This is a genomic window from Kushneria phyllosphaerae (genome assembly GCF_900312995.1).
GTDB lineage: Bacteria > Pseudomonadota > Gammaproteobacteria > Pseudomonadales > Halomonadaceae > Kushneria > Kushneria phyllosphaerae.
The window spans coordinates 537,527-561,809 of the sequence record NZ_ONZI01000004.1; the positions used below are offsets into that span (position 1 = coordinate 537,527).

General features: G+C 59.0%; 15 protein-coding genes and 2 tRNA genes. 10 read left to right on the forward strand and 7 right to left on the reverse strand.

The window, feature by feature from the left end; all coding sequences use genetic code 11:
* Positions 1-279: 279 nt before the first annotated feature.
* From KSP9073_RS15690 to hemA, 7 genes are all read right to left on the reverse strand, one after another.
* Complete coding sequence (locus tag KSP9073_RS15690; protein WP_133241039.1) at positions 280-936, reverse strand: hypothetical protein; 657 nt, start codon at positions 934-936, stop codon at positions 280-282.
* Positions 902-9,751: a two-partner secretion domain-containing protein gene (locus KSP9073_RS15695; RefSeq protein WP_108843887.1), complete on the reverse strand. Its 8,850-nt coding sequence runs from the start codon at positions 9,749-9,751 to the stop codon at positions 902-904. Before KSP9073_RS15695 ends, KSP9073_RS15690 begins: the two co-directional genes overlap by 35 nt.
* 93 nt (positions 9,752-9,844) lie before the next feature.
* Positions 9,845-11,566, reverse strand: coding sequence for a ShlB/FhaC/HecB family hemolysin secretion/activation protein (locus KSP9073_RS15700; RefSeq protein ID WP_108843888.1), 1,722 nt, complete (start codon positions 11,564-11,566; stop codon positions 9,845-9,847).
* A 189-nt stretch (positions 11,567-11,755) separates the two neighbouring features.
* Complete coding sequence (locus tag KSP9073_RS15705) at positions 11,756-12,505, reverse strand: HesA/MoeB/ThiF family protein (RefSeq protein ID WP_108843889.1); 750 nt, start codon at positions 12,503-12,505, stop codon at positions 11,756-11,758.
* Positions 12,502-13,386, reverse strand: a complete 885-nt coding sequence (gene prmC, locus KSP9073_RS15710; protein ID WP_108843890.1) for a peptide chain release factor N(5)-glutamine methyltransferase — start codon at positions 13,384-13,386, stop codon at positions 12,502-12,504. Before prmC ends, KSP9073_RS15705 begins: the two co-directional genes overlap by 4 nt.
* A 24-nt stretch (positions 13,387-13,410) precedes the next feature.
* Complete coding sequence (gene prfA, locus KSP9073_RS15715) at positions 13,411-14,502, reverse strand: peptide chain release factor 1 (RefSeq protein WP_108843891.1); 1,092 nt, start codon at positions 14,500-14,502, stop codon at positions 13,411-13,413.
* A complete protein-coding gene (gene hemA / locus KSP9073_RS15720; protein ID WP_108843892.1) occupies positions 14,499-15,770 on the reverse strand; it encodes a glutamyl-tRNA reductase in 1,272 nt (423 codons plus the stop codon). Before hemA ends, prfA begins: the two co-directional genes overlap by 4 nt.
* Before the next feature lie 262 nt (positions 15,771-16,032).
* Here hemA and KSP9073_RS15725 point away from each other — a divergent pair, with 262 nt between their 5' ends.
* The 10 genes from KSP9073_RS15725 (at position 16,033) to KSP9073_RS15770 (ending at position 24,245) form a co-directional block, all read left to right on the forward strand.
* A complete protein-coding gene (locus KSP9073_RS15725) occupies positions 16,033-17,859 on the forward strand; it encodes a tetratricopeptide repeat protein (protein WP_165814280.1) in 1,827 nt (608 codons plus the stop codon).
* Entirely contained in the window at positions 17,856-18,488 is a 633-nt protein-coding gene (gene lolB, locus KSP9073_RS15730) for a lipoprotein insertase outer membrane protein LolB (protein WP_108843894.1), read from the forward strand. Before KSP9073_RS15725 ends, lolB begins: the two co-directional genes overlap by 4 nt.
* The gene (gene ispE, locus KSP9073_RS15735; RefSeq protein WP_108843895.1) at positions 18,485-19,390 is read left to right on the forward strand and encodes a 4-(cytidine 5'-diphospho)-2-C-methyl-D-erythritol kinase; all 906 of its coding nucleotides are present in this window, start codon (positions 18,485-18,487) and stop codon (positions 19,388-19,390) included. Before lolB ends, ispE begins: the two co-directional genes overlap by 4 nt.
* A gap of 34 nt (positions 19,391-19,424) precedes the next feature.
* A tRNA-Gln gene (locus KSP9073_RS15740) sits at positions 19,425-19,499 on the forward strand.
* 73 nt (positions 19,500-19,572) lie between these two features.
* Positions 19,573-20,514: a ribose-phosphate pyrophosphokinase gene (locus tag KSP9073_RS15745; RefSeq protein WP_207771499.1), complete on the forward strand. Its 942-nt coding sequence runs from the start codon at positions 19,573-19,575 to the stop codon at positions 20,512-20,514.
* A 106-nt stretch (positions 20,515-20,620) separates the two neighbouring features.
* Entirely contained in the window at positions 20,621-21,292 is a 672-nt protein-coding gene (locus KSP9073_RS15750; RefSeq protein WP_108843897.1) for a 50S ribosomal protein L25/general stress protein Ctc, read from the forward strand.
* A gap of 130 nt (positions 21,293-21,422) precedes the next feature.
* Positions 21,423-22,010 (forward strand): aminoacyl-tRNA hydrolase, encoded by a 588-nt coding sequence (gene pth / locus KSP9073_RS15755; RefSeq protein WP_108843898.1) that lies wholly within the window; start codon positions 21,423-21,425, stop codon positions 22,008-22,010.
* A gap of 32 nt (positions 22,011-22,042) precedes the next feature.
* The gene (locus KSP9073_RS15760; RefSeq protein WP_108843899.1) at positions 22,043-22,921 is read left to right on the forward strand and encodes a DMT family transporter; all 879 of its coding nucleotides are present in this window, start codon (positions 22,043-22,045) and stop codon (positions 22,919-22,921) included.
* A gap of 94 nt (positions 22,922-23,015) precedes the next feature.
* A complete protein-coding gene (gene ychF / locus KSP9073_RS15765) occupies positions 23,016-24,107 on the forward strand; it encodes a redox-regulated ATPase YchF (protein WP_108843900.1) in 1,092 nt (363 codons plus the stop codon).
* 61 nt (positions 24,108-24,168) lie between these two features.
* Positions 24,169-24,245 (forward strand) — tRNA-Met (locus tag KSP9073_RS15770).
* The last annotated feature ends 38 nt before the right edge of the window (positions 24,246-24,283 follow it).

Genomic DNA, 24,283 nt, shown 5'->3' on the forward strand with positions numbered 1-24,283 from the left:
GGTTTAATGGAATTTTTCAATATTTTTTCGACATTGACAGTCGCCGATGCCCCCAGCGCTTCCAGTAGCCGTCTGCAGTCTACTGCTGACAAGCGTGCCTATGACCCACAGGCCAATCAGGTTGTGCTGCTCAGCCGGCAGAGCAGCAAAGGGCTGGAGCTCGATATCGTTATTTCTGGCGGGATCGGACGAAGGTGTTGCCTAACGTGGCGCTGAGGTTGACTCGGCTTTTGATCAGGCTGACGCTCCTACTGGCAGCCGAGACGTTGATAGAGGCATCTATTCCGCATCGTCCCGCATACTCTTTAGCTTGTCGCACCGAGCCACGCATTCAAACCACGGCTGGCCGGACCAGTCCCCGGTGTCATCATGCCTAAACCATGTCTCGTTTTTCCCGAACCAGTGCGGCCACCGGGGAGTATTTTTCAGGTATCCATAAGCATAGGCCGAGCCATCCGGATGAATGTATATTCGCTCCAGATATTCGGCACCAATGCCCTCCGGCTCACAGTGTTCCGGATGGTCCCGACCATCCTTCGTCTGGCGACACCACGCCTGGTCGAACTTCTCGGAACCGATCAGATATTCTCCATGCACTTTATGGGTGACCTGCCAGCGATAGCTTTGCTTCAACGGAGGCATTTCCACCCCATTGTTACGGGGAAAGTTAACCGCAGCACGTGGGGCCTCACGGTCATCTATAATGGCAAAGACCGGATACTCCATAGAATCGACCTGAAACTGCTCATGAGGCGCGACGAAATCACGCCCATCACCACTGGTCGCAGCGCCATAATCGGCCATAGTCGGGCAACCGCTGAGAGTAGCCATTAAAGTAACGCCGAAACCCCCTGCTAGCCACTGCCATATTCCGGAACTTTCGGCAATTACGGTTCGGGAATCAGTAATCTTTTGGATAGAGTTGGGGATTGTCATCGACAAATGCCTTGTAGTTATTAAATGGATGTTGAGATGGTGTTAGCGGCGCCACAATCGCATCTGGATTGAAAAACTTGCCAAAGTAACCGCCATTGATCAAATCCCCGGAGCCAATGGTTAGATGCGCACCGGGCGCTGCAACATTGCCGAAGGGTAGAGAAAATAGTTCAGCGCGTTCCACCAATCCGTTACTAACCAGATAGTTAGAGGTCAGTGTTCCCAAACTATGTCCTGTTAGCTCACCCCCAAACCCTTGATCCATTAAATAAGCTCGAACGGAAGTATCAGGCAACCCTTGGTATCCAAGCGCACTATCAATCAAATTAAATGGTACTCCCGGTAGGCCACTATCCATAAATCCGCGTGCCCCCTTGAAATACGTCAGTGTGAATTCTTGGTCGTCCGACTTATAACGATTGCCGATCCCGGGCAGTTGATCGCCTGCTATCGAACCGGCCATCAATACCCAGTTCAGCTCCTCGGCATTCAGGCCCACACCTTTGGCCAGCTTCTCGGCGATGCGACTATAAGTCTTCTGCATGGCCACACCGCCAACCACCTTTCCGGCATCCAGCAAAGCACCTTGCGAGACCTGTTGCCCGAGGTCGGTTGCCTTGCTCAAGGGATTGCCGTAATAGGTACCCGCTGCCAGATAATTGGCAAGGCCACCCGTTATCGCGCCATGTAGCGCGGGATCTTGCCAATCCTGACCCTGACTCGCCGCTCCGGCAGCAGCACCGACTGCCCCGGCGATGGCCCCTGAAAGGGCCGCATTGGCCCAGCCGGAGACGGCGGCGGTAGTTCCAGCCGCCCATACCGAGGTCGCCGTAGTCGCGGTAGCCGCTGTCGTAGCTCCTGATAGCATTCCTATCGCCGAACTGGCGGCACCAGACGTCGCAGCAGCTGCGATAATGGCCACGGCCATACCCACAGCGGGACTCACGCCCGACTGCTTATAGTCCCAGCCGTCGTGGATCTCCTTCACTTGGCGCCAGTCGACATCACCCTGCGCCTCGGCCTGTTTGAGCCAGGCAAGCTCCGGCTCGGCGGCGACCATGGCATCAATGGTCTGACTGACGCTTTGCTGGTCAATGTCACGCACATCGATATTGACGCTGTTGGCGGCATTGATCGCCAGCTGCCCCTGAGCGACCAGTTCGCTCTGGCGCAGGGTCTCGTCAGTGTTGCCCTTGCCTTTCGCCGACTGCCACGCCCAGTTGCTCTTGCTCTTCTCGTGGGACTCGCTGTGGGTGTCCATGGCCCCGGCAAAGGTGATGTCACCGCCACTGCTCAGGGTCAGATTGTTGCCGGCGTCCAGCCGCGCCTTCTGATAGACCTGGTCGTTGCCGCTGACAATGGCGAGATCGCCGCCGCTTTCCACCGTGGTGCCGACCGCGCGGGTATCGGTGACCTCGTCGCGCTTCATCTTCTTGCTGCTGACCAGCCCACCGCTTTTTTTCTTCTTCTGATAGAAGTAGTAATCCTGATCGTTGGCGGCGATGAGCTGGACGTCGTTGCCGCCGATCAGATAGGCCTGATCCCCTGCCTTGATCTGACTGGCTTGGGCAGTCAGATCATTGTCAGCTACGAGAGTCAGATTGTTGCCGGCCGTTAACTGACTGCCCTGCTGGCGAGTGGTCGTGTTGATGACGTCCTTTTTGGTTCTTGAAGAGCGATAGTGCAGTTCATCGTTCTGTCGGTTCTCTGCAGAGAGAATCCGGATATCATTGCCAGCGGTGGCGGTGAGATCACTCTCTGAACGTGCTGTGCTGGCCACCAGGGCAAGGTCATTACCGGCCCGCAAATCCATGGCACCTTCTGCCGTAAGCTCACTGCCGACCTGCTTCGAGCGCTCGGCAACTTCACGACTTTTGCCTCTACGAGATTCGCTGTCAGCCGTATCGACACGAGAGACAACAGAAATATCTCGTCCTGCAGCAACCGTCAGACCAGCACCTGAATTTATATCGCTGGCTGAAACGACCACGTCACGTCCACTGACCAACTCAGCATCGCCATTGGATCGAATCGAAGCGCCCAGCTGTGAAGTACTATCCGTTACGGACTTCCGATATGAACCAAGCCCGGCTTCCTGGTGACTGATATCTTCTACACCTTGCACGACGACATCTCGCGCAGCACTTAGCGAGAGAGTTCCCTCACTACGGATATCACTTAGGTTGATGACATCTCGCCCTGCCGATACGGTAAGATTCTCGCCTGCACTAATGAGCCCGCCCTGATCGATATAGGAACTGTAGGACTTGTTGTAGCCAGCAGTCACCGCCAGACGGTCGTTGACGATATCGCCCTTGAGCGTGGTGAGATCAACCTGCCGTCCACGAATCTCACCGGCCAGGCTGTTACGGATATCATCCGTCGCCGTCAGCTCGAGATTATTACCAGCGGCCATCAAGCCACCTTGTAAGATGCTGCTGCCACTGTTGGCGGTCAGATTGTTCGAAGCACGAATGGTGCCGACGTTGGTAAGGTCACCACCAGCGATCAGGTCAATATCACGCCCCTGAATCAGGCTGCTGCCGCGAACATTGCGCGCGTCAACCTGCGCCAGATACAGCACCGGGGCGAGTACGGTTTCCCCGCCAACCTCCTGTTCTTCCATCCAGACGATGTCATGTGTCAGCGCTGCCGTCTGGGAAGGCGTGAGCGACACGCCGGCAGTTAGATGAAGCTCATCGCTCGCGGCGATGGCGTTGTTCATCAGGTAGAGATACTGGTCGTAGTCGTTTTGGATGTTGTCATCCAGAAAACGGCTGCCGGTCTGGGCCTGCACGGCATCGCGAATCAGACGGGACTCATAGCGCCCATCACCCAGCAGTTTGTAGGCGCCATCACTGGTGTAGTCGAGCTTACCGAGCAGGTAGTCGGAGCCCATCAGCCGGTCGGCGGAAGTGAACTCGGGATTGGTCTCGATCAGGTAGTGACTGTCGGGCGACTTGTTCCTGACAAAGAGGCCATACTGGCCTTTTGGAAGTCGGAAGCTGGAGAGAGTTGTGGGCGAGACGCGTTCAAAATTGAAGGCGCTGTAGTCGACTGGCACAAATGAGAGTGGAATTAACGTGCTGCGCGTTGCTATGGCCGGCGCGGCAATGTGCCCCCGCTCGTCAAAAGATTTATATCCGCTATTTAAAGCTTCTTCAGAAGTTTTACGACTATTAACTTTGGCATTACCCTCAGGCTGCACAGCAGAAACCGGAGTAGAACGGGCATTAATTGTAAAAACAACATCATTTAAAGGCACATTGCGGTCAGCCTGTATGTTTTTTTCCGCCACTTGAGCAAAAGCATTTTCATTTATTGCGCCATTTTGTATATAACTTGTAGCACTAACATGCAGTTTACCACCAACTTGGAGAATGGCTGGCGCTAAGCCACCTGACTCAGATGTTATCGTTTCGCCGCTTACAAAATTTTCCTTAACCACAAATGATGGCAAGTCAAGATCATTACCAGAAGTGTCTTTACCATTATTCTTGTTAAATTCTTCTATATTTTCGGCCATGGGATCTAAAGTAGTATCAGTTACTTCCCCTATAGAAACCCTTGTACTGCTTCCAGCGCCTCCTCCAAAATTGCCTGTGACAACATTTTTATTGGACACATAACGTTTTGTTTTCGTATAAGACTCAGCAGAACTCCCAGAATTTTCCAGCATATTAGAAACAATATCCATACTACCGCTAGCCGCAATAAGGCTATTCAAATTCTCAACTTTTTTACTTTTCAAAAAGACATTATTACCTGAAAAAATTTTGGCCGCTGGCGAATCATTAATTATTTTATTTTTATAAACATCAATAACATTGTAATCGTATTCATAAGAATAATCGTTACCTGTCCAGCACCCCAAGTTACACTCCTTGCCTGTCCAATAGTGCCGCCTTGTTATCCGATAAGCTGTATAATCTATATATCTACCAGCATGATAAACTTCTGTTTCAAACACATCCCGAGTGTTCAGAAGGCTATTAACCCGCAGGCGAATATCGCCTTCCGCCTCGATCGTTCCCGAGCGGTTCTCCAGTGAATCCGCGTATCCACCCTTGTCATCGCGTTCAAAGTCGAGATCACCGCGACTGTAGAGATCGCCGTAGCGGTTATAGAGTCGCGTGCCGCGCAGAGTCATGTCACCGCCGGCAAACAGCAACGTATCGGCCTGGTTGTTGATGGCGCCCTGACTGACCAGTCGAAGATTCTTTTGGCTACCCAGCGTGCCGCGGTTGTTGATCTCGCGAGCCTGCAGGTCGATATCCCCGTTGCCGGTCAGTCGTCCCAGATTGTCCAGCGTGCCGCTCAGGCGATAGATGGCGCCGGCGCCGCTGGCAATACGGCCATCGCTCTGGGTAAGGTTACGCCCGGTGACATTGAGCTGGCGCTGCGCGGAGATCAGGCCGCGGTTGGTGATGTCCCCGGTGCTCTTGAAGATGAGGTTGCCGTTGGCGAGCAGCTCGCCACGGTTATCCAGACTGGTGGCTTCCAGCGTGAGGGTGTCGGCACTATTGATGCTGTCACTGCCGGCCAGCGTCAGGGCATTGAGCGTGCTCAGGCTCAGCGGGCCATTGAACTGCCACTGCCCGGTGTTGTTGATTCGGTCAATATTGGCCTTTGCACTGCCGGTGCCCTGCAGTGACCCGCCGCTGTTATTGAGTGACTTGAGCAGCAGTGTGAACAGCCCGCTGCCGGCGTGAACGATCTGGCCACGGGTGTTATTGAGGCTTGAAGCCTCGATGCGAGCATCGCGACTGGCCAGCTCGATATTGCCCTGCGTGTTGTCGAGCGCGCCTGCCACCTGGAGATCGCTGGTATCACCCCCCAGCGCGCGCAGGCTGCCGCTGCGGTTGTTCAGGGTGTCAACGTTAAGCGCCAGCCCTTTCTGGGCTTCGATGATGCCGCCGCCGTTATCCAGCGTCCCCGCTTCCAGCCGGATGGTATCCCCGGCCATTTGACCATTGCGGTTGTCGACCCGGGGTGGGTCGATATCCAGCAGGCCGTTGGCGATCATGCGGCCATTTCGGTTGTCCAGCGTCTGAGTGAAGACAGCTTTCAGCGTACCGTTCAGACTGGCGATCAGGCCATTGTCGCCGTTGTTCAACTGACGACCGACGAGTGAGACATGATCCCCCTGCAGAACACCGGCGCGGTTATCCAGCTGCTCGGCCTCGACTGCCAGACCATCACTGCCGGCGAGTATCCGGCCACCGGCGTTATCCAGCGTTTTCAGACCGATAAAACGAATCTGCTGTCCGGCCAGCTGGCCATTGCCGCTGTTGTCCACCGAGCCGGTACTGATATCAAGCACGTTGCCACTGATGCTGCCGCCGTGGTTATCGAAGGCCTGCCCGACATTTTCGATGGTGACATTGCCGCCATCGCTGTCGATCATGCCCTGGCGGTTGCGGGCTTCCCCTGACAGGGTCAGTGCTATACCGCCGGCATTAGCCAGCATCGAGCCACTGTCGTTGATCAGGCGTGCGCTTTTGAGATCAAGCCGATCCGCCAGCAGCACACCGCGGGTGTTATCAAGCGTTGTCGCCGTGATATCAAGACGGCCATCGGATTGAATCTGGCCGCGATCATTGGCCAGTGATGCCAGCGTCAGAATAGCGCCCTGCTCGCCTGCCGCGATCAGCCCGCCGTCACCGTTGTCGACCGAGTCGGCCTGAAGGTTCAGGCGCTCGCCCACCAACTGGCCGCGGCGGTTATCGAAAGCGCCCATGTCGATATCGAGCTGATCGGCCAGTGCCATGCCCTGCTGGTTGGTAAGCTGGCCACCACCGGCAAGCGAGAACGTGCCCTTGTCGGCCTGCAGACGGCCATTGGTATTGTTCAGCAATCGTGCCAGCGTCAGCATGGCATTGCCCTGTTCGGCGCTGACAAGACCATCTTCGCTGTTATCCAGCGTCTCTCCGGCAAGTATCAGTGTGTGACCGATCAAATGGCCGGCACGATTGGTGATCGCCGGCGCATTGATGGCCAGCAGTCCGGCGGCCTGAATCTGGCCGCTATCATTGTTGAGCGTCTGGCGGGCGCGAACCTGGGCGTTATTGACAAGTGCTGCGATCAGACCGCCCTGGTTGGCTTTAATCGACTCGGCATCCAGCGTGAGTGCATTGCCGGCCAGGGTGCCGCTATTGTTGTTCAGGGCACCACTTGTGATGACCAGCAGATCGCCCTGCTGCGCGACGATACGCCCGGCGTTATTGCTCAGTGCCCCATCACTGGTCAGAGTGATATCCCGAGCCGTGATGGTGCCTTCACTATTGTCGAGCGTACCGACATGAATGGCTGCGGCATCCGTGGCTTGCAGGTAGCCACGGGTATTATCAAAACCATTTGTCGTCTTGAGGGTCAGTGCACCGTTTTCGGCACTGATGATTCCATCGCGGTTGGCAAGCGAAAGGCCGTTAATATCGATTCGATCGGCCACCAGAGTGCCGGCGTCATTATCGATATTGCCGCCGGTGATGGTGAGCGCATCAAGTGCCTGCAGCTTGCCGCGCCGATTGGTGAGGCGATCGCGGGCGGTGATATCGAGATCACCGCTGTCGGCGGAGACCAGGCCGTTATCGTTGTTGACGAAAGTGCCTGTCTCAAGCGAGACGCGACGGCCGCGCAGGGTGCCGCCGGTATTGTCCAGGGCCTCCTTGATGCCCGCCGTCAGCACGCCATCGCTGACAATGCGACCACTCTGGTTGTCCAGCGCGTGCTCGACGCCCAGCGTGATCAGTCGGGCCATGAGAGACCCCTGCCGGTTGGTCAGGTCACCGGCAGTGAGGCGAAGGGCCTGATGGACGGACTGGAGCCGGCCATGGTCGTTATCCAGCAGACCGGCTACGGTGACATCAAGATCGCCCTGCTGGGCACTGACCGTGCCGCCGCGGTTGCGCAGCGTGCCAGCAGTCACGGTGACGGTATCGGCGATTAGCGTGCCGCGATCGTTGTTGAGTTCTCCAGCCGTCAGCGCCAGCGTCTTTTGGGCCTGAACCTTCCCGCCGGCATTGTTGAGCTGCTGGCGTGCAACAACAGCGGCATTACCCGCTCCGGCCGAGATCAGCCCGTCGGCATTGTCCAGCGTATCGGTATCAAGTGTGAGCGACTCGCCAATCAGCTGACCCTGGTGGTTGATTAGCTCACTGCTCTGGACGTTGAGCGGCGCGGCGGCCTGCAACTGTCCAGCGCTATTGTCGATCTGATCAAATACCAGTGCCGCATCGCCACTTGCCGCACCGATGAGTCCACCCTCGCGGTTGGTCACATAACGGCCGGCCAGGCGCAGCGATTCGGCCTGCAGCGTCCCCCGGTCGTTGAACAGTGTGTCGGCGCGTAGCTCCAGCGCGCCTTCATTGAGGACAAACCGGCCATCACGGTTATCCAACCGGATCAGGTCCAGCGTGACGTCCTGACCTTTGCCGAACTGCAGGGTGCCACGGTTGGTGACAGCCGGCGCCTGAAGCTCCAGCGCCTGCTCGGCAGCGATCAGAGCATCATTCTGGCCGTTGGTCAGCGCAGCCGTTGCAAGCGTGATCCGGCGCCCCTGCAGGGTGCCGGTGTTGCCGACGGCCTCCTCGGCGTGGACATTGACCTCATCGGCCAGCAGCTGGCCGCGGTTGTCCAGCTGTCTGGCGTGCGCCTGCAGGGTCTGACTGGCCTCCAGACGACCACGGTTGTCGATCCGATCGGCGCTGATATCAAGCCGGCGGTCATCGATGTGCTGATCCCCTTCGATGCCGGCAATGACCTGCCCCTGCTGGGTTAGCGTTTTGCCTGCGGTCAGGGTGGTGTCGCCGCCGCTGGAGAGGTTGCCGTAAAGGCCCATGGCTTCCCGGGCCTTCAGGCGAACGTCCCTGCCGGCATGCTGGCTGCCCTGTGTCTCGATGGCCGTCGCCCGGGCGGCAATATCGCGCTGTGCGGCGGCATTGGTCAGCGCAAGATGGCCCTGGGTGTCGATGGTGATATCACCGGTAGTGGCAGCCATGTCACCGGCCAGACGCACCCCCACGCCGGCCTCCGTGCCCACCAGGTGAATACTGCCGGCATACATGGCGCCCAGTGCCGAGGCATCAATCGCCAGTGCCGGGGTGTCATCGTTACCCTTGCGGGCGGTCGCGGCCAGAGAGTCGGCATCCACATTGTTGCGGCCGGTGACGATATTAAGCTCGCGAGCATGCAACTCGCCGTTGAGTTTTGCCGCACGGGTGACGATATCAAACTGGTCGACTTCACTGGCATCAAGCCCCAGGCCTTCGATGGTGACCTGCCCCTGATCAACGGCAAAGTGATCGAGCTCACCACCTTCGATCATCGGCTTGCCGGTCGAGAGGGTGACGCGGGGACTATTGATAAAACCGCAGCCGTTACAGGTAATGCCGTAAGGGTTGGCGACCACCACATTGGCGGCCTGCCCGGCGACCTCGGTATACCCCTTGAGCTGACTGGCACGCCCGCCGTTGACCTCGTTGACAATCAGCTGCGCGGCCTGCCCTTTCAGATTAGGGTTGCCCACAATGATGCCACCGAGCTTCGTTGACTGAAGCTTGTCGGTGGCATTGTTGAGAATCACGCCTTCCTTGCCGACATTGTAATCACTGAAGGTATTGTGCGAGAGGCCGCGGCCGTTGGGTGTGGCAATATCCACCACCGGCACGCCGTTGCCGGCCTTGTCCATTGCCGTATTGCCACCGGCTCGGCCATCAATGGTAATACCATCGGCCATGACAATGACCGGCTGCCAGAACAGGGCATTAATCAGAACATGGGCCAAAAGACGACCCGCAAAACCTTGCACCTTCATGTGACTGTTCCCTGTTTTTTCTTCTGTTTAATACGTTGTGGCAGTTCACTCATGAGAGCTGTCGGCAATCGCGCCTCTTCGGGCGCTGATCACCTAGAAATAAAGATCGGCACTCAGGTAGACCGGCGTTTCCCGCTCCGGGAAGGCCCGCGGGCGCTCCAGCGAGTGGGCAAAACCGGCATGCACGGCCAGATGTCGACCGCTTAATCCAATCTCGGCGGCCCAGCCGGTCATGCACCCGCTGAGACCGTCGGTGTAACGCGAGCCTTGGATCACGCCCTGGTCATAGGCCAGAGTCAGATCCAGAGCATTGAATAACGGCTGAGCCAGCGGGCCTTCCAATGGCTGCAGCCAGCTGACCTGGTTGCGCCAGTAGGCGCCGCTGTCACCGGAAAGCGTCTGATTCTTGAAGCCGCGCACCGAGCTGGCACCGCCTAGGCTCAGACGTACCGGGCTGTAGAGCACGTCATCGCTGTGCTGGGCATTGGCAAGGCTGAGAAAACGAAAGTGCTGATCGTGAAGTTCGAAGGGCTGCAGGTAGCTCAGGGTCAGGGTGGTCTTGTCATACTGGGCGTGCGGTGCGCCGGACGTGGTGTCCTGGTCATGCTGGGCACCCATGAGGGTCACCCCCTTCTGCCAGCCGGCATCGATATTAATCAGCGCCGAGCCCAGCCGACGGCCGTGGTTGATGCCCAACGCCAGTTCACTGAGCTGCTGACTGCTGACATCAATGCGGGAGTGGTCGATATAGTTGCGGGTGGAGATGCGGCTCAACCCCATACTGGCAGATGTCTTGCTGACGCTGTCACGCCATAAAAGTCGTTCGGCCTGCAGCTGATGGCGCTCGCTGGCACCGTCTAGGCGAAAGAAGAAGCCATTGGCCTCGGCGCGGGAGCGGTAGTCACTCTTGCTGTAGCTGTAGCTGAAGGTCCACCAGCCGTAAGGCAGGCTGTAGGCAAGATATCGATTGCCGGAGCGGTGCTCGTGATTGCCGCTGGCATCCTCTCCGAATCGGGTCACAAGCTGATCGGCCAGCCCCAGCGGGCTATCGATATCCAGCCCAATGCCCCATTGCTGCTCGCCGGTGCTCTCATCGCCATCGTTGCTGCGGGACAGCGTCATGCGCCACGGTTTTTGTGCCTGAGTTTCCACCTGTACGCGGGAGCCGCCGATCTCGTCACCGGGCAACATCTGAAGGGTGGACTGGCGTGACGGCAACCGATTGAGCTGATCGATCATCTGCTCGAGCGCGCGCAGGTTGAGATGCTCTCCCGCTTCTGTCGGGGCGCTCATCTGCAGCTCTCGTGCTGAGGGACTTCCTTCCTGTCCCTCAATGGACTCAATGCGCCCTTCGGCGATCACCACGCGCAGCTGGCCGCCGCCTAAATCCTGGGGCGGCAGATAGGCACGTGAGGTGATGTAGCCGCGGTCAACGTAGGCCTGAGTGATATGACGCAGCAGCTCATTGAGATCATCAAGGGCGACACAGTGATCGATGATCGGTAACAGCAGCTGACGGCGCGTCTCGAGATCCAGCAGCGTCATGCCATCCAGATGGACGGCGTCGATCGGGAAACACTGATTGCTTTCAGGCACAGGAGAGGCGGTCACCGCATCGCTATCGCCGGGAAGCTGTTGCAGGGCTTCCAGCCGGCGGGCCTGCTCATCCAGCAGACGCGACTGCTGATCACGATTGAGGTTACGGCTGGCAGGATCGGCACCGGGTGTCACGGGCACATCGGCAGCCTGTACGGTCGGAAGCAGGAGTAATAACAGTACGCAGCCCAGGGCGTACTGTAGAAGACGTGAAAACATTGGCCGTCAGCATTTCATCAGTGGATGCTTTATTACGGCCAAAAAATTAAAAACTTAAGTTGTTATTAAATCAAACTCTCTTAATTAAAGTTTATAGCCCGGCCGCCTTACGAATTTACTTATCTCAAAAGGGGTGGCGACCACAAAAAAGCCGCGCTCAGGGCGCGGCTTTTACCATACGGTTTGTCTTTAAGCGCGCGATTGACACACCGGACAATGCAGATCACGCCCCAGCCCGAAGTGTCGCCACTGCCCGCTCAGACCATCAAAGGTGGAGAGCCCCTGGTGCGAGACACCGCAGCCGCTTAGAAGCTTTAACGCCTCAAGTGCCTGATAGCTGCCGATCATGCCAACCAGCGGGGCAATGACGCCGCTTTCGGCGCAGGTCAGTGCGTCGTCATCGGCACTGTCGCCGTAGAGACAGGCATAACACGGTGCAGTGGGGTCACGAACATCAAAAACGGCGAGCTGCCCCGAAAAACGAATGGCCGCGCCGGAGACCAGCGGCGTACCGGCCGCCACACAGGCGCGGTTAATGGCGTCCCGGGAATCAAACCGGTCCGTGCAGTCAAGCACGACATCGGCACGCGTTACGGCGTGCTGCAACGCCTCGCCCTGCAACCGCTCGGTAATGATCCGCGTCTGGCAGTGGCTGTTGATCGCGCTAATGCTTTCGGCGGCCGACTGCGCCTTGAAGCTGTCGATATCCGCCTCGCCATGGGCAATCTGACGCTGCAGGTTGGAAAGATCGACCCGGTCATCATCGGCCAGCGTGAGCGACCCCACGCCGGCGGCGGCCAGATACAGCGCGGCCGGTGACCCCAGCCCTCCCAGCCCGATAATCAACACATGACCTTCCATGATCCGGACCTGGCCCTCGTAATCAAGCTCACTCAGCATGATCTGGCGGCTATAGCGCAAAAGCTGGTCGTCGTTCATGAGCCCTCCTGCCTGAGAGAATCCGATAATGGCGATGGCCATTGCCCCAGACTGACGCGCTCGCGCCCGCCAAGGTCCTGACAGGTGCTGACGCCGCCATAGCCGGCATCAAGCAGTGCCGCTCTTACCTCGCCGCCCTGCTGATGGCCGTGTTCCAGCAGCAGCCAGCCATCAGGTGCCAGAAAGTGGCGCGCGGTATCGATCAGATGCAACAGGTCAGCCATGCCATTTTGCCCGGCCACCAGCGCCGAGCGAGGTTCAAAGCGCACGTCGCCCTGTCCCAGATGCACATCATGTTCGTCGATATAAGGGGGGTTGCTGACGATCAGCTCAAAGCGGGCTGCAGGTGGCAGCGCCGAAAAGAAGTTGCCCTCTTCAAAATGGGCATTGGTGATCCCCAGCGCATCGGCGTTGCGTCGTGCCAGAGCCACCGCGCCCGCCACGATATCGATGCCCGTGATCTGCCAGGCAGGGCGCTCAAAGGCCAGTGCCAGGGCAATGGCACCGCTGCCGGTCCCCAGGTCCAGCGCACGGGCGCCGTTGGCCGGCATGCGCCGCAGTGCCTGTTCAACCAGCGTTTCAGTATCCGGGCGTGGGATCAGGGTATGAGGCGAAACGGCCAGGCGCAGGCCAAAAAACTCACGATAGCCCAGCAACCAGGCCACCGGCTCGCCCTGCTGGCGGCGCTCGATCAGCGCATTAAAGCGCTCGAACTCGGCACCCTCCATCTCGCGATCTCCCCAGGTATACAACCAGGTGCGCGAACGTCCCAGCACGTGGGCCAGTAAAAGCTGAGCATCCAGGTGGGGCGTATTCGCGCCCTCGGTCGCGTGGCTGGCCAGACGGTTCACGGCGTCTGACAGGATCTGATCAATACGCATGACAGTTCTTGTCAACCATACTCGTCAGCCGTTCTCACCGGTCATGGCCGCCAGCTGATCAGCCTGATACTCATGGACCAGCGGGTCGATGATGTCATCAAGCGCCCCGGTCATGACTTCCCCGAGCTTGTAGAGCGTCAGGTTGATACGGTGGTCGGTTACCCGGCCCTGCGGGAAGTTATAGGTGCGAATGCGCTCACTGCGATCGCCCGAGCCTACCAGCGAGCGGCGCGTATCAGACTGCTGCTGATGTCGGGCGCTTTCGGCGCTCTGCTTGAGACGGGCGGCCAGCAGCGACATGGCGCGCGCACGGTTCTTGTGCTGGCTACGCTCGTCCTGACACTCGACCACGGTGCCGGTCGGCAGGTGGGTAATGCGGATCGCGGAATCGGTGGTGTTGACGTGCTGACCGCCGGCGCCGCTGGCGCGAAAGGTATCTACGCGCAGATCGTTTGGGTTGAGCTCAACCTCGGCGACCTCATCGGCCTCGGCCATGACCGCCACGGTACAGGCCGAAGTGTGAATGCGCCCCTGAGATTCGGTCGCCGGCACCCGCTGCACGCGATGGGCACCGGATTCAAACTTGAGACGGGCATAGATATCGCCACCGGCCACGCGGGCAATGACTTCCTTGAAGCCGCCCTGCTCACCATGGCTGGCACTGATGGTTTCCATCTTCCAGCCGCGGCTTTCGGCGTAGCGCGAATACATGCGAAAGAGATCGCCGGCAAAGAGTGCCGCTTCATCGCCGCCGGTGCCGGCACGCACCTCGAGATAGACACTGCGCTGATCGTCCGGGTCCTTCGGGATCAGAAGCTGCAGCAGCTGAGGTTCCAGGGCTTCAAGATGTTCATCGATCTCGACAATCTCGTCATGCGCCATGGCGCGCATGTCGGGGTCGCTGTCCTCGAGCATCTGATGGGCGCTGTCGCGATCGGCTTCCAGCGCGCGATAGCGGGCCCACTGACCGACCAGCGCTTCCAGATCGGAATACTCGCGCGAGTAGTTGCGAAATCGGGTTTGATCACCGATGACGCCCGGGTCGGAAAGCAGTCTGGAAAGTTCTTCGAAACGTTCGGCAAAGCCGTCAAGACGGTCTCTGAGCGAGGCCTTCATGGCGATTCCCGGTGCAGTGCGCTGTCGTCGATCAAGAGTTCCTCCGCCGCCTGAATCAGATCCACCCGCTCGGCACCGGAGGCCGCGCGAATGCGTGAAGTCGTGCCATGCAGCAGTCGATTGGTCAGCTGCTGCGTCAATTTCTGGATCACCCGCTCGGGGTCCTGTCCTCGTGACAGGGCGGCCAGCGCCTCACTCTCGGCCTCGGCCCGCAGGCGTTCGGCCTGATGACGATGGCGCCGAATCAGATCACCGGCGCTGCGTACACGCCGCTCATGCTGCCAGGCCGTCACATTGGCCAGAATCATCTCTTCGGCCTGATCGGCAGCGGCCTGCCGCGAGCGGCGATTTTCACTGATGACGTCATTGAGGTCATCAATGCTGTACAAAAAGATATCGTCAAGCTCGCCGACCTGCGGTTCGATGTCCCGCGGGATAGCGATATCCACCATGAAAATGGGGCGATGCTTGCGCGTTTTCAGCGCCGACTCCACGATCCCCTTGCCCAGAAGCGGTGTGGGGCTGCCGGTCGAGGAGATGACGATGTCGGCGCAGACCAGCGCATTTTCCAGCTCGTCCAGACCGATGGCCACGCCACCGACTTCATCGGCAAGCGTCTGCGCGCGCTCACGCGTGCGATTGGCAACGATAATGCCCTGAATACCGGCGTCGCGCAGATGACGGGCGACCAGCTCAATGGTTTCTCCGGCGCCGATCAAAAGCGCTCGGGACTGGCGAATATCATCGAAAATACGACCGGCAAGATTGACCGCAGCATAGGCCACCGACACCGGGTTTTCGCCAATACCGGTTTCAGTGCGCACCTGCTTGGCCACGGCAAAGGTATGCTGGAAAAGGCGTTCAAGATCGCTGCCCAGAGTGTGATGGGTTCTGGCGACTTGATAGGCACCTTTGATCTGGCCCAGAATCTGGGGCTCCCCGAGCACCATCGAGTCCAGACCGCAGGCGACCCGCATCAGATGACGCACGGCTTCGCCATCACGATGCCATCGGGCGCAGTGCTCGAGTGACTCGATAGGCAGGCGATGAAAGTGACCGAGCCACTCAAGTAACAGGCGCTCATCTCCTCCCTCGAGCCGACAATAGATCTCGGTTCGATTACAGGTCGATAGAATGGCGGCTTCCTGAACTTCCTCAAGGGAGGTCAGGTCTTCAAGCGCCAGTGCCATCTGACTGGAAGAGAAAGCGACCTGCTCACGGACTTCAAGGGTCGCACTTTTATGATTGATGCCTAGAGAAAGAAGCATCGTGATACCGTATTAGCTATAACGTTCGTGTAGAACGCTGAGACACGACTGGATAATGTGTCAGGTATCCAATCCTGCCAGGTCAGGTCCGTTATCGGTGATACAGTGCGTATTTCGTGCATGAGCGGCGCCAGAGAATTGCGTACCGCATGGTGCTCGCACTTCATGGTCGTGCATTCTAACATAGCCCCGGGCGCCATGGGATGGAACGCTTTCATCAGCCTCATAGCCCCTGCAGGTTTCGCCATCAATGAGGACACGGATGCGCCAACGCACACTATGGCTATCGATGGCCGCCCTGCTGCTGCCCACGACACTCTGGCCGATGCCGTCCATGGCGGCCGATGCCTCAGCAGCGTCGTCAACCTCGCAGAAGGTCGGCACACCCTCATCAAATGCCCCCGCCCGGAAGCAGAACGACGCTTCGCGGGAGAGACTTGATGGCGCCACGCTTGGCGCGCTTCTGGGCGCCGATATCGCCGCGCAGCGTGGGGACATGGGGCTGGCCGCCCGTACCTACCTTCAGCAGAGTCAGCGTCATCCGGATATCGCGCTGGCCCGGCGGGCCACACAGATAGCGCGCCTGAGCAACGACCCGAAACTGGTCGTCGCCGCCGCCAATCGCTGGGCAGCGCTGGACCGCAACAGTGCGACACCACGTCGCATCCTGGCGGCCGCCGCCGCCGAACAGGGCGAGTGGGCTACTGCCATGGCGCTGCTGCTGGAAGTGGATGCCAGCGGCCAGGATGCCGACCTTGAGTCCTTTCTGGAAGAGGCCATTACCAGCGGCGCCCAGCCTGAAGAGCTGCTGGCGCCGCTGGAAAGCTATCTCAAGCGCCATCCCGACCAGCCTCACCCGCTGATTACGCGCGCCCTGCTGCAGTCACTACAGGGCAATAACGACGCTGCCGATCAGGACCTTGAGCGCGCACAGACTCTGGATGCCAGGTTACCGGCACTCTGGCTGGCCCGCAGCCAGATCGCGCTGGATCGGGAAGACGCGGCCAGGGCACTTGAATACGCACGGCGTGGTCATGACCTGGCTCCGAGCGATAACCGTTTCATTCTGGCCATGGCGCAGGCCAATCTGGCCATGAACGATGTGGATGCCGCCGAAAAGCAGTTCGACATCCTGATCAAGGAAATGCCGGACAATCTTCAGCTGCGTCTGGCGCTGGCACAGCTGTACCTGCGCAACGATCATGCCGAAGCGGCCCAGCGTCTGCTGAAGCCGGCACTGGCAGAGGACAGCGCGTCCCCCTCGGGCGATCTTTATATGCTGGCAGGCCTTGCCAGCGAAAGACTCGATGACATCGACCAGGCACTGTCACTGTACGCGCGCGTTCCCGAAGGGGAGCACTTCATGACGGCACGTGTACGCGGCGTTCAATTGTTCTCTGAACAAAAGCGCATCGATGACGCATTGCGCTGGCTACAGGGTCAGGAAAATGATTATCCCGATCAGTACGCCGCGCTCATGGAACTCTCCCTGTCATTGCTGGATCAGAACGACCAGCAAGCGCGCGCCGACCAGATGCTCGACAGCGCCATCACGTCACGCGCGCCCGACAACGACAGCCTGCTCTATATACGCGCCGTTCGCGCCATCGAACATCAGGATCTCAAGGCCATGGAGCGCGACATGCGCACCCTGCTCAAACGCGACCCGGACAATGTCGACGCCCTCAATGCGTTTGGCTATACCCTGACCGAGCAGACCGACCGCCATGAAGAAGCCCTGGAACTTCTTGAGCGTGCCCACCGTCTGGCGCCTGAATCGGCCCCGGTCGTCGACAGCCTGGGCTGGGCACACTTTCATCTTGGCCAGCTTGACCAGGCCGTGGCCCTGCTCAAGCAGGCCTATGCCCTGATGCCGGATGAAGAGGTCGCCGCACATCTGGCAGAAGCGCTCTGGGCCGACGGTGACAGCGAGCAGGCACGACGCATCATTGCAGGGGCCATGGCGCGTTTTCGCAACCACCCCACCATTGATGGCCTGCTGAGTCGCTATCCGCTGCTGACCCCGCTCGGGCCGCCGCCACAGGCAACGAATTCATCCACTGTTACTTCCCAGGAGAACACCCCATGACATCAGGCACTGCGATCGGTCGCACGCTACAGTTTCTGACCCTCGCCCTGATCGTCCTTCTGGCCGGCTGTGCCACTCAGGCACCCTCCCAGAAGGAAGAACGACACCCCGGCGACTGGCGTACGCAGCAGCCAAGTCTTGAAGCTCTGGACACCTGGACGGCGGCCGGCAAGGTCGGCATTCGCACCCCCGATGACAGCCAGAGCGCCAACCTGGACTGGACCCAGCGCACCGATCAGTATCGCATTTCGGTCAGCGGCCCCTGGGGCACCGGTCGCAATACGCTAAGGGGCAATGGCCATCAGGTCACCCTGACCAACGGCGATGGTACCTTCCAGGCACCGACCCCGGAGGAACTGATGGCACAGCAGATGGGCTGGTCGCTGCCGCTCTCCTCTCTCGTCTACTGGGTACGTGGCCTGCCGGACCCTCGCAGTCCACATAGCACGAGCGAAGACGATGTCGGCTTCCCTGCCACCATGGATCAGGCCGGCTGGCATATCGATTATCGTGACTGGAGCCAGGCAGACGGATTGTGGCTGCCGCGACGCATTGTCATGACCTATGACGATCTGCGCACCACGCTGGTCATCAACCGCTGGCAGCCGGGACAGGCCGACCTGCCATGACAGGGCATGCTGCACTGACCCTGCCGGCACCGGCCAAGCTTAATCGCATGCTGCACATCGTGGGCAAACGCCCCGATGGCTATCATGAGCTGCAGACCCTGTTTCAGTTTCTGGATCACGGCGACACACTGCATTTTCGTCTGCGCGACGATGATGCCATCACCCTGTCGCCACAGATTGAAGGTGTCAGCCACGCCGACAATCTCATCGTTCGCGCCGCCCACCTTTTAAAGGGCGTCGTTGATCGGCCAGTGCCGGGGGTGGAGATCACCCTCGACAAGAAGCTGCCGATGGGCGGCGGCTTGGGCGGCGGCAGCTCCAATGCGGCCACGACGCTTCTGGCGCTGGATCATCTCTGGCAGCTCGGGCTGGGCACGGATCATATGGCAACGCTTGGGCTGACACTGGGGGCGGATGTCCCCGTGTTTGTCCGGGGGTTTTCCGCCTGGGGCGAAGGCGTGGGCGAGCGACTGATCCCGGCTCCGCTCAAGACCCCCTGGTTTGTCGTGGTTCACCCCGGTGCAAGTGTGTCGACGGCTGGTGTCTTCGGCCATCCACAATTGACACGCGACACCCCCTTGATTAGTATGTCGCGCGCCCTGCAGGGAGGTCACAACGACTGCGAGGCCGTGGTGCGAAGGCTTGAACCGGAGATCGGTGAGGTCATTGACCTGCTTCGCAAGTACGGACCTGCCATGCTGACTGGAACCGGCGCCTGCGTTTTCTGCCCTTTCGAGAGCGAGACGTCAGCGCTTGAACTGGAAAGAGAGATACTCTATGGTATCGCTCGACATGCGTACCCGGATCGCTGGAGCGTTTTCAGGGCACGCGGTTGTAACATCTCTCCTCTGCATCAGGCTCTGAACAAGCTTCGAGTATCCTCGGATACCGGAGTATCATGAAGCATCGAACGTCAGCGCTTGCATCAAAGGTTACTGGGGTATAGCCAAGTGGTAAGGCACCGGTTTCTGGTACCGGCATTCCCAGGTTCGAATCCTGGTACCCCAGCCATCTCTTTTCGATGTCACTCACGTTTGACTTCAAACCACCCCGATTTTCTACAAGCGTCCAAAGGTGGCTGCGCGTGTCTAAACTGATGGTCTTCGCGGGGAACGCCAACCCCGAGCTTGCCCGCAAGGTGGCCGAGAGTCTTGATAATCGTCTGGGCCATGCCACGGTCGGTCAGTTCAGCGATGGCGAGATCGCGGTCGAGATCAACGAGAACGTGCGCGGCAAGGACGTTTTTATTCTCCAGTCGACCTGTGCACCGACCAATGACAACCTGATGGAGCTCATCCTGATGGTGGATGCGCTGCGTCGGGCAAGTGCGACCCGTATTACGGCTGTTGTCCCCTACTTCGGTTACGCCCGACAGGACCGTCGTGTCCGCTCGGCCCGCGTACCGATTTCTGCCAAGGTCGTGGCCGACATGATGGTCAAGGCCGGCGTGGACCGCGTCATGACCATGGATCTGCATGCTGATCAGATTCAGGGCTTTTTCGACGTACCGGTCGATAACGTCTATGGCTCGCCCATTTTGCTTGATGACATCGAGCGTCAGAATTACGACGACATTGCCATCGTCTCGCCCGATGTCGGCGGCGTTGTTCGTGCCCGTGCCATTGCCAAGCAGCTCAACGCAGACCTTGCCATCATCGACAAGCGTCGCCCGTCGGCCAATCAGGCGCAGGTGATGCACATCATCGGTGACATCAAGGACCGCACCTGTGTACTGGTCGACGACATGGTCGATACGGCCGGCACCCTGTGCAAGGCGGCTGAAGCGCTCAAGGCGCATGGCGCCCGTCGCGTGCTGGCTTACGCCACACATGCCATCCTGTCGGGTCCGGCAGTCGACAACATTACGAAATCCCAGCTCGACGAACTGGTCGTGGCGGACACCATTCCGCTGGCCGAACATGCTCGTCGAAGCGGCAAGATTCGTCAGCTGTCGGTCGCCGGTCTGATCGCAGAAGCCATCCGCCGCGTCAGCAATGAAGAATCCGTCAGCGCGATGTTTCACTGACATTGCGCCGGTAACCGCTTTCGCATGATGCGAAAGCCCGATAAAACGGCACAGGTCTGGTCGCGGGCCGTGTCGTTTTCGACTTGAACCAATGAGGGTCCAACCCATGAAACATGATTATCAACTGACCGCTGTCGCTCGTACGGCGCTGGGGAAAGGTGCGAGCCGCCGCCTGCGTCGTGCGAACGAACGTGTCGCGGCCATCATCTATGGCGGCAGCGCCGAGCCGCAGCCGATCGCCATCGACAAGCCGGCCTTCTACAAGGCGCTTGAAGAAGAGTCCTTCTTCTCCTCCATCGTCAACATCGACATTGATGGCAAGAAGGAACAGGTCGTTATCCGTGATCTGCAGCGTCACCCCTACAAGGAGCTGATCACGCACGCCGACTTTATGCGCGTTGATGCCACTCACGAGCTGACCATCACCGTACCGCTTCACTTTGCCGGTGAAGACGAGTGCAAGGGTGTTCGTGAACAGGACGGCGTTCTGCACGTTCTGGCCAATGACGTTGAAGTCAGCTGCCTGCCGGGTGACCTGCCCGAGTATCTGGAAGTCAATGTTGCCAACATGGCGATGGGCGATACCCTTCACCTGAGCGACATCCCGCTGCCCAAGGGCATCACCATCGTTGCCCTGACGCACGGCGAAGATCATGACACCGGTATCGTCACGATCACGCATCCGGATCTTGGCACCGATGAAGAAGATGAAGGCGAGTCTTCCGATGATGCACCGCGCACCGAAGCCGATAACGGCGGCGAGGGCGAGCAGGCCTAAGGATGGCCTCTGCCATCTGATGCCTGACGGCCGGTCGGGCCGGGCCTAGTGCCCGGCTCGCCCGGCCGTTCTGATTTATGGCCTGCATGCACCCGCAGGGCGCTGTGATGACAACAAGCGAGAACGCCTCATGAGCGATATCAAAGCGATCATAGGGCTGGGCAACCCGGGCGCCCAGTACACGCAGACCCGCCATAATGCCGGCTTCTGGCTGATCGATGCGCTGGCCGGACGCTATCACGCCACGCTTCGCTCCGAACGCAAGCTGCTGGGCCACTACGCCCGCGCGACCATCGATGGGCACGACATTCATTTGCTGGCGCCTTCGACCTACATGAATCACAGCGGCCAGTCGATTGGCGCACTGGCGGCTTTTTACAAGCTGGCGCCGGAGTCGCTTCTGGTGGTACACGATGAGCTGGACCTGCTCCCCGGCCATGCGCGCTACAAGCAGGGCGGCGGTCACGGCGGCCACAATGGCTTGCGTGACACCATCAACGCGCTGAGCCAGAACAAGAATTTTCACCGCCTGAGACTTGGTATCGGCCACCCCGGCAGCGCCAGTCAGGTGGTCAACTACGTGCTTGGAGCGCCGGGCAAGAGCGAACGCCAGGCCATTGATGATGCCATTGAGGCATCGCTTGAAACCCTGCCATTGGCACTGGCCGGTGACTGGGCACGCGCCATGAATCAACTACACAGTTTCAGCGCCGCCTAGCCGCGCGACCATCGCTGCAGGAGCTGCCTGTCATGACGCTCGAACGCTTGATACCGCTGGCCTTTGTCGGCATCTGGTCCACCGGGTTTATCGCCGCACGGCTGGTGGCCCCATGGACCGACCCGCTGACCTTTCTGAGCTATCGCTTTTTACTCAGCGCGCTGGTGTTCATTTTGATCGCACAGGCCGTGGGGGCAAGCTGGCCACGCGGTCGAGCCGCATGGGCCCGCGCGCTGGTGGTCGGCATTTTGCTGCAGAGTCTCTATCTGGGCGGGGTTTTCTGGGCGGTCAATCGCGGCCTGCCCGCAGGCGTGGCGGCGCTGGTGGTCGGGCTTCAGCCGCTGGCCACCACCATTTTCGCCTCCTCGATGCTCGATGAGCGACCCGACACTCGCCAGTGGCTGGGCGTACTGATCGGCTTTATCGGCACCCTGCTGGTATTGTTGCCGGGCCTTGAGACCGATTTCGGCGAGATTGATCCCCTGCCACTGGTGGCGGTATTGATCGCCATGCTGAGCATTACCCTGGGCACCATCTGGCAAAAACGAACCGGCCCCGGCGCCGACCTTCGCACCAACGCCGCCATTCAGTTTATCGGTGCCTTTGTGGTCACCCTCCCCCTGGCGCTGGCCACCGAAAACATGCGCTTTGAGTCAAACTGGCAGGCATGGACAGGCCTTTTATGGTCGGTATTTGGCCTGTCGGTGGGGGCCATTTCACTGCTATTGGTCATGATCCGTCGCGGCTCGGTTTCAAGCGTGGCCTCGCTTTTTTATCTGGTGCCGCCCGTGGTCGCCCTTCTGAGCTGGCTCCTGTTCGATGAAACGCTCGGGCCTCTACAGGTCGGTGGCATGCTGCTGGCTGCCTGTGGCGTGGGCCTTGCCGGTCGCCAGACATCATCCAGACGGTAGCAAGGCAACCACGGCAACAGGTAAACTTCGCACCATCTCGTCCGTACTGCGGATCGAATCAATAACATCGCCCTACACTGCAGGATGCACATCCATGGGATTCAATTGCGGTATTGTCGGCCTGCCCAACGTGGGCAAATCGACCCTTTTCAATGCCCTGACCAAGTCAGGCATCGATGCAGAAAACTTCCCCTTCTGCACCATCGAACCCAATACCGGTATTGTGCCGATGCCGGATCCTCGCCTTGATCGGCTCGCCGACATCGTCAAGCCCCAGAAGACGATCCCGACCACCATGGAATTTGTGGATATTGCGGGGCTTGTCGCCGGTGCCTCAAAAGGTGAAGGACTGGGCAATCAGTTTCTGGCCAATATCCGTGAAACCGATGCGATCGCGCATGTGGTGCGCTGCTTCGATGACGACAACGTCATTCACGTCTCCAATCAGGTTGACCCACGCGCCGATATCGAAACCATCAATATCGAGCTGGCTCTGGCAGATCTGGATAGTGTTGAGCGCGGCATTCAACGCCTGGCGCGCGTGGCCAAGGGTGGCGACAAGGAAGCCCTGACCAGCAAGGCGCTGCTGGAGCGTATTCAGCCCCATGTTGCAGAAGGTCATCCTCTGCGCAGCTTCGGCCTTGATGATGAGGAAAAGAGGCTTTTGAAAGGGTTTGGATTTCTGACGCTCAAGCCCACCATGTACATCGCCAATGTTCATGAAGAAGGCTTTGAAAACAACCCGCACCTGGACGTGGTGCATGCCATTGCCGCCGAAGAAGGTGCCGTGGTGGTGCCGGTGTGCAACAAGATCGAGGCCGAAATTGCCGAGCTCGAAGAAGAAGAGCGCGCCATGTTCCTCGATGAAATGGGCATGGATGAGCCAGGGCTCGACCGCGTCATTCGCGCAGGCTACGGCCTTTTGGACCTTCAGACCTACTTCACCGCAGGCGTGAAGGAAGTTCGCGCCTGGACGGTACCGGTAGGCGCTACGGCCCCACAGGGTGCCGGCGTGATTCATACCGATTTCCAGAAGGGGTTCATCCGCGCCGAAGTCATCGCCTATGAAGACTTTGTAGGTCTTGGCGGCGAACAGGGGGCCAAGGAAGCCGGCAAATGGCGTCTGGAGGGCAAGGAATATGTGCTCAAGGACGGCGACGTCGTACATTTTCGTTTCAACGTCTGAAAGCGCCGGCGCAGGGCTTGACGCATTGATGTCCTTTGCGTAGTATGCGCTCGCGTTGAACGGCTACGTAGCTCAGCTGGTTAGAGCACATCACTCATAATGATGGGGTCCCCTGTTCGAATCAGGGCGTAGCCACCAGATACTAAAAAACGGCATCCTCGGATGCCGTTTTTTTA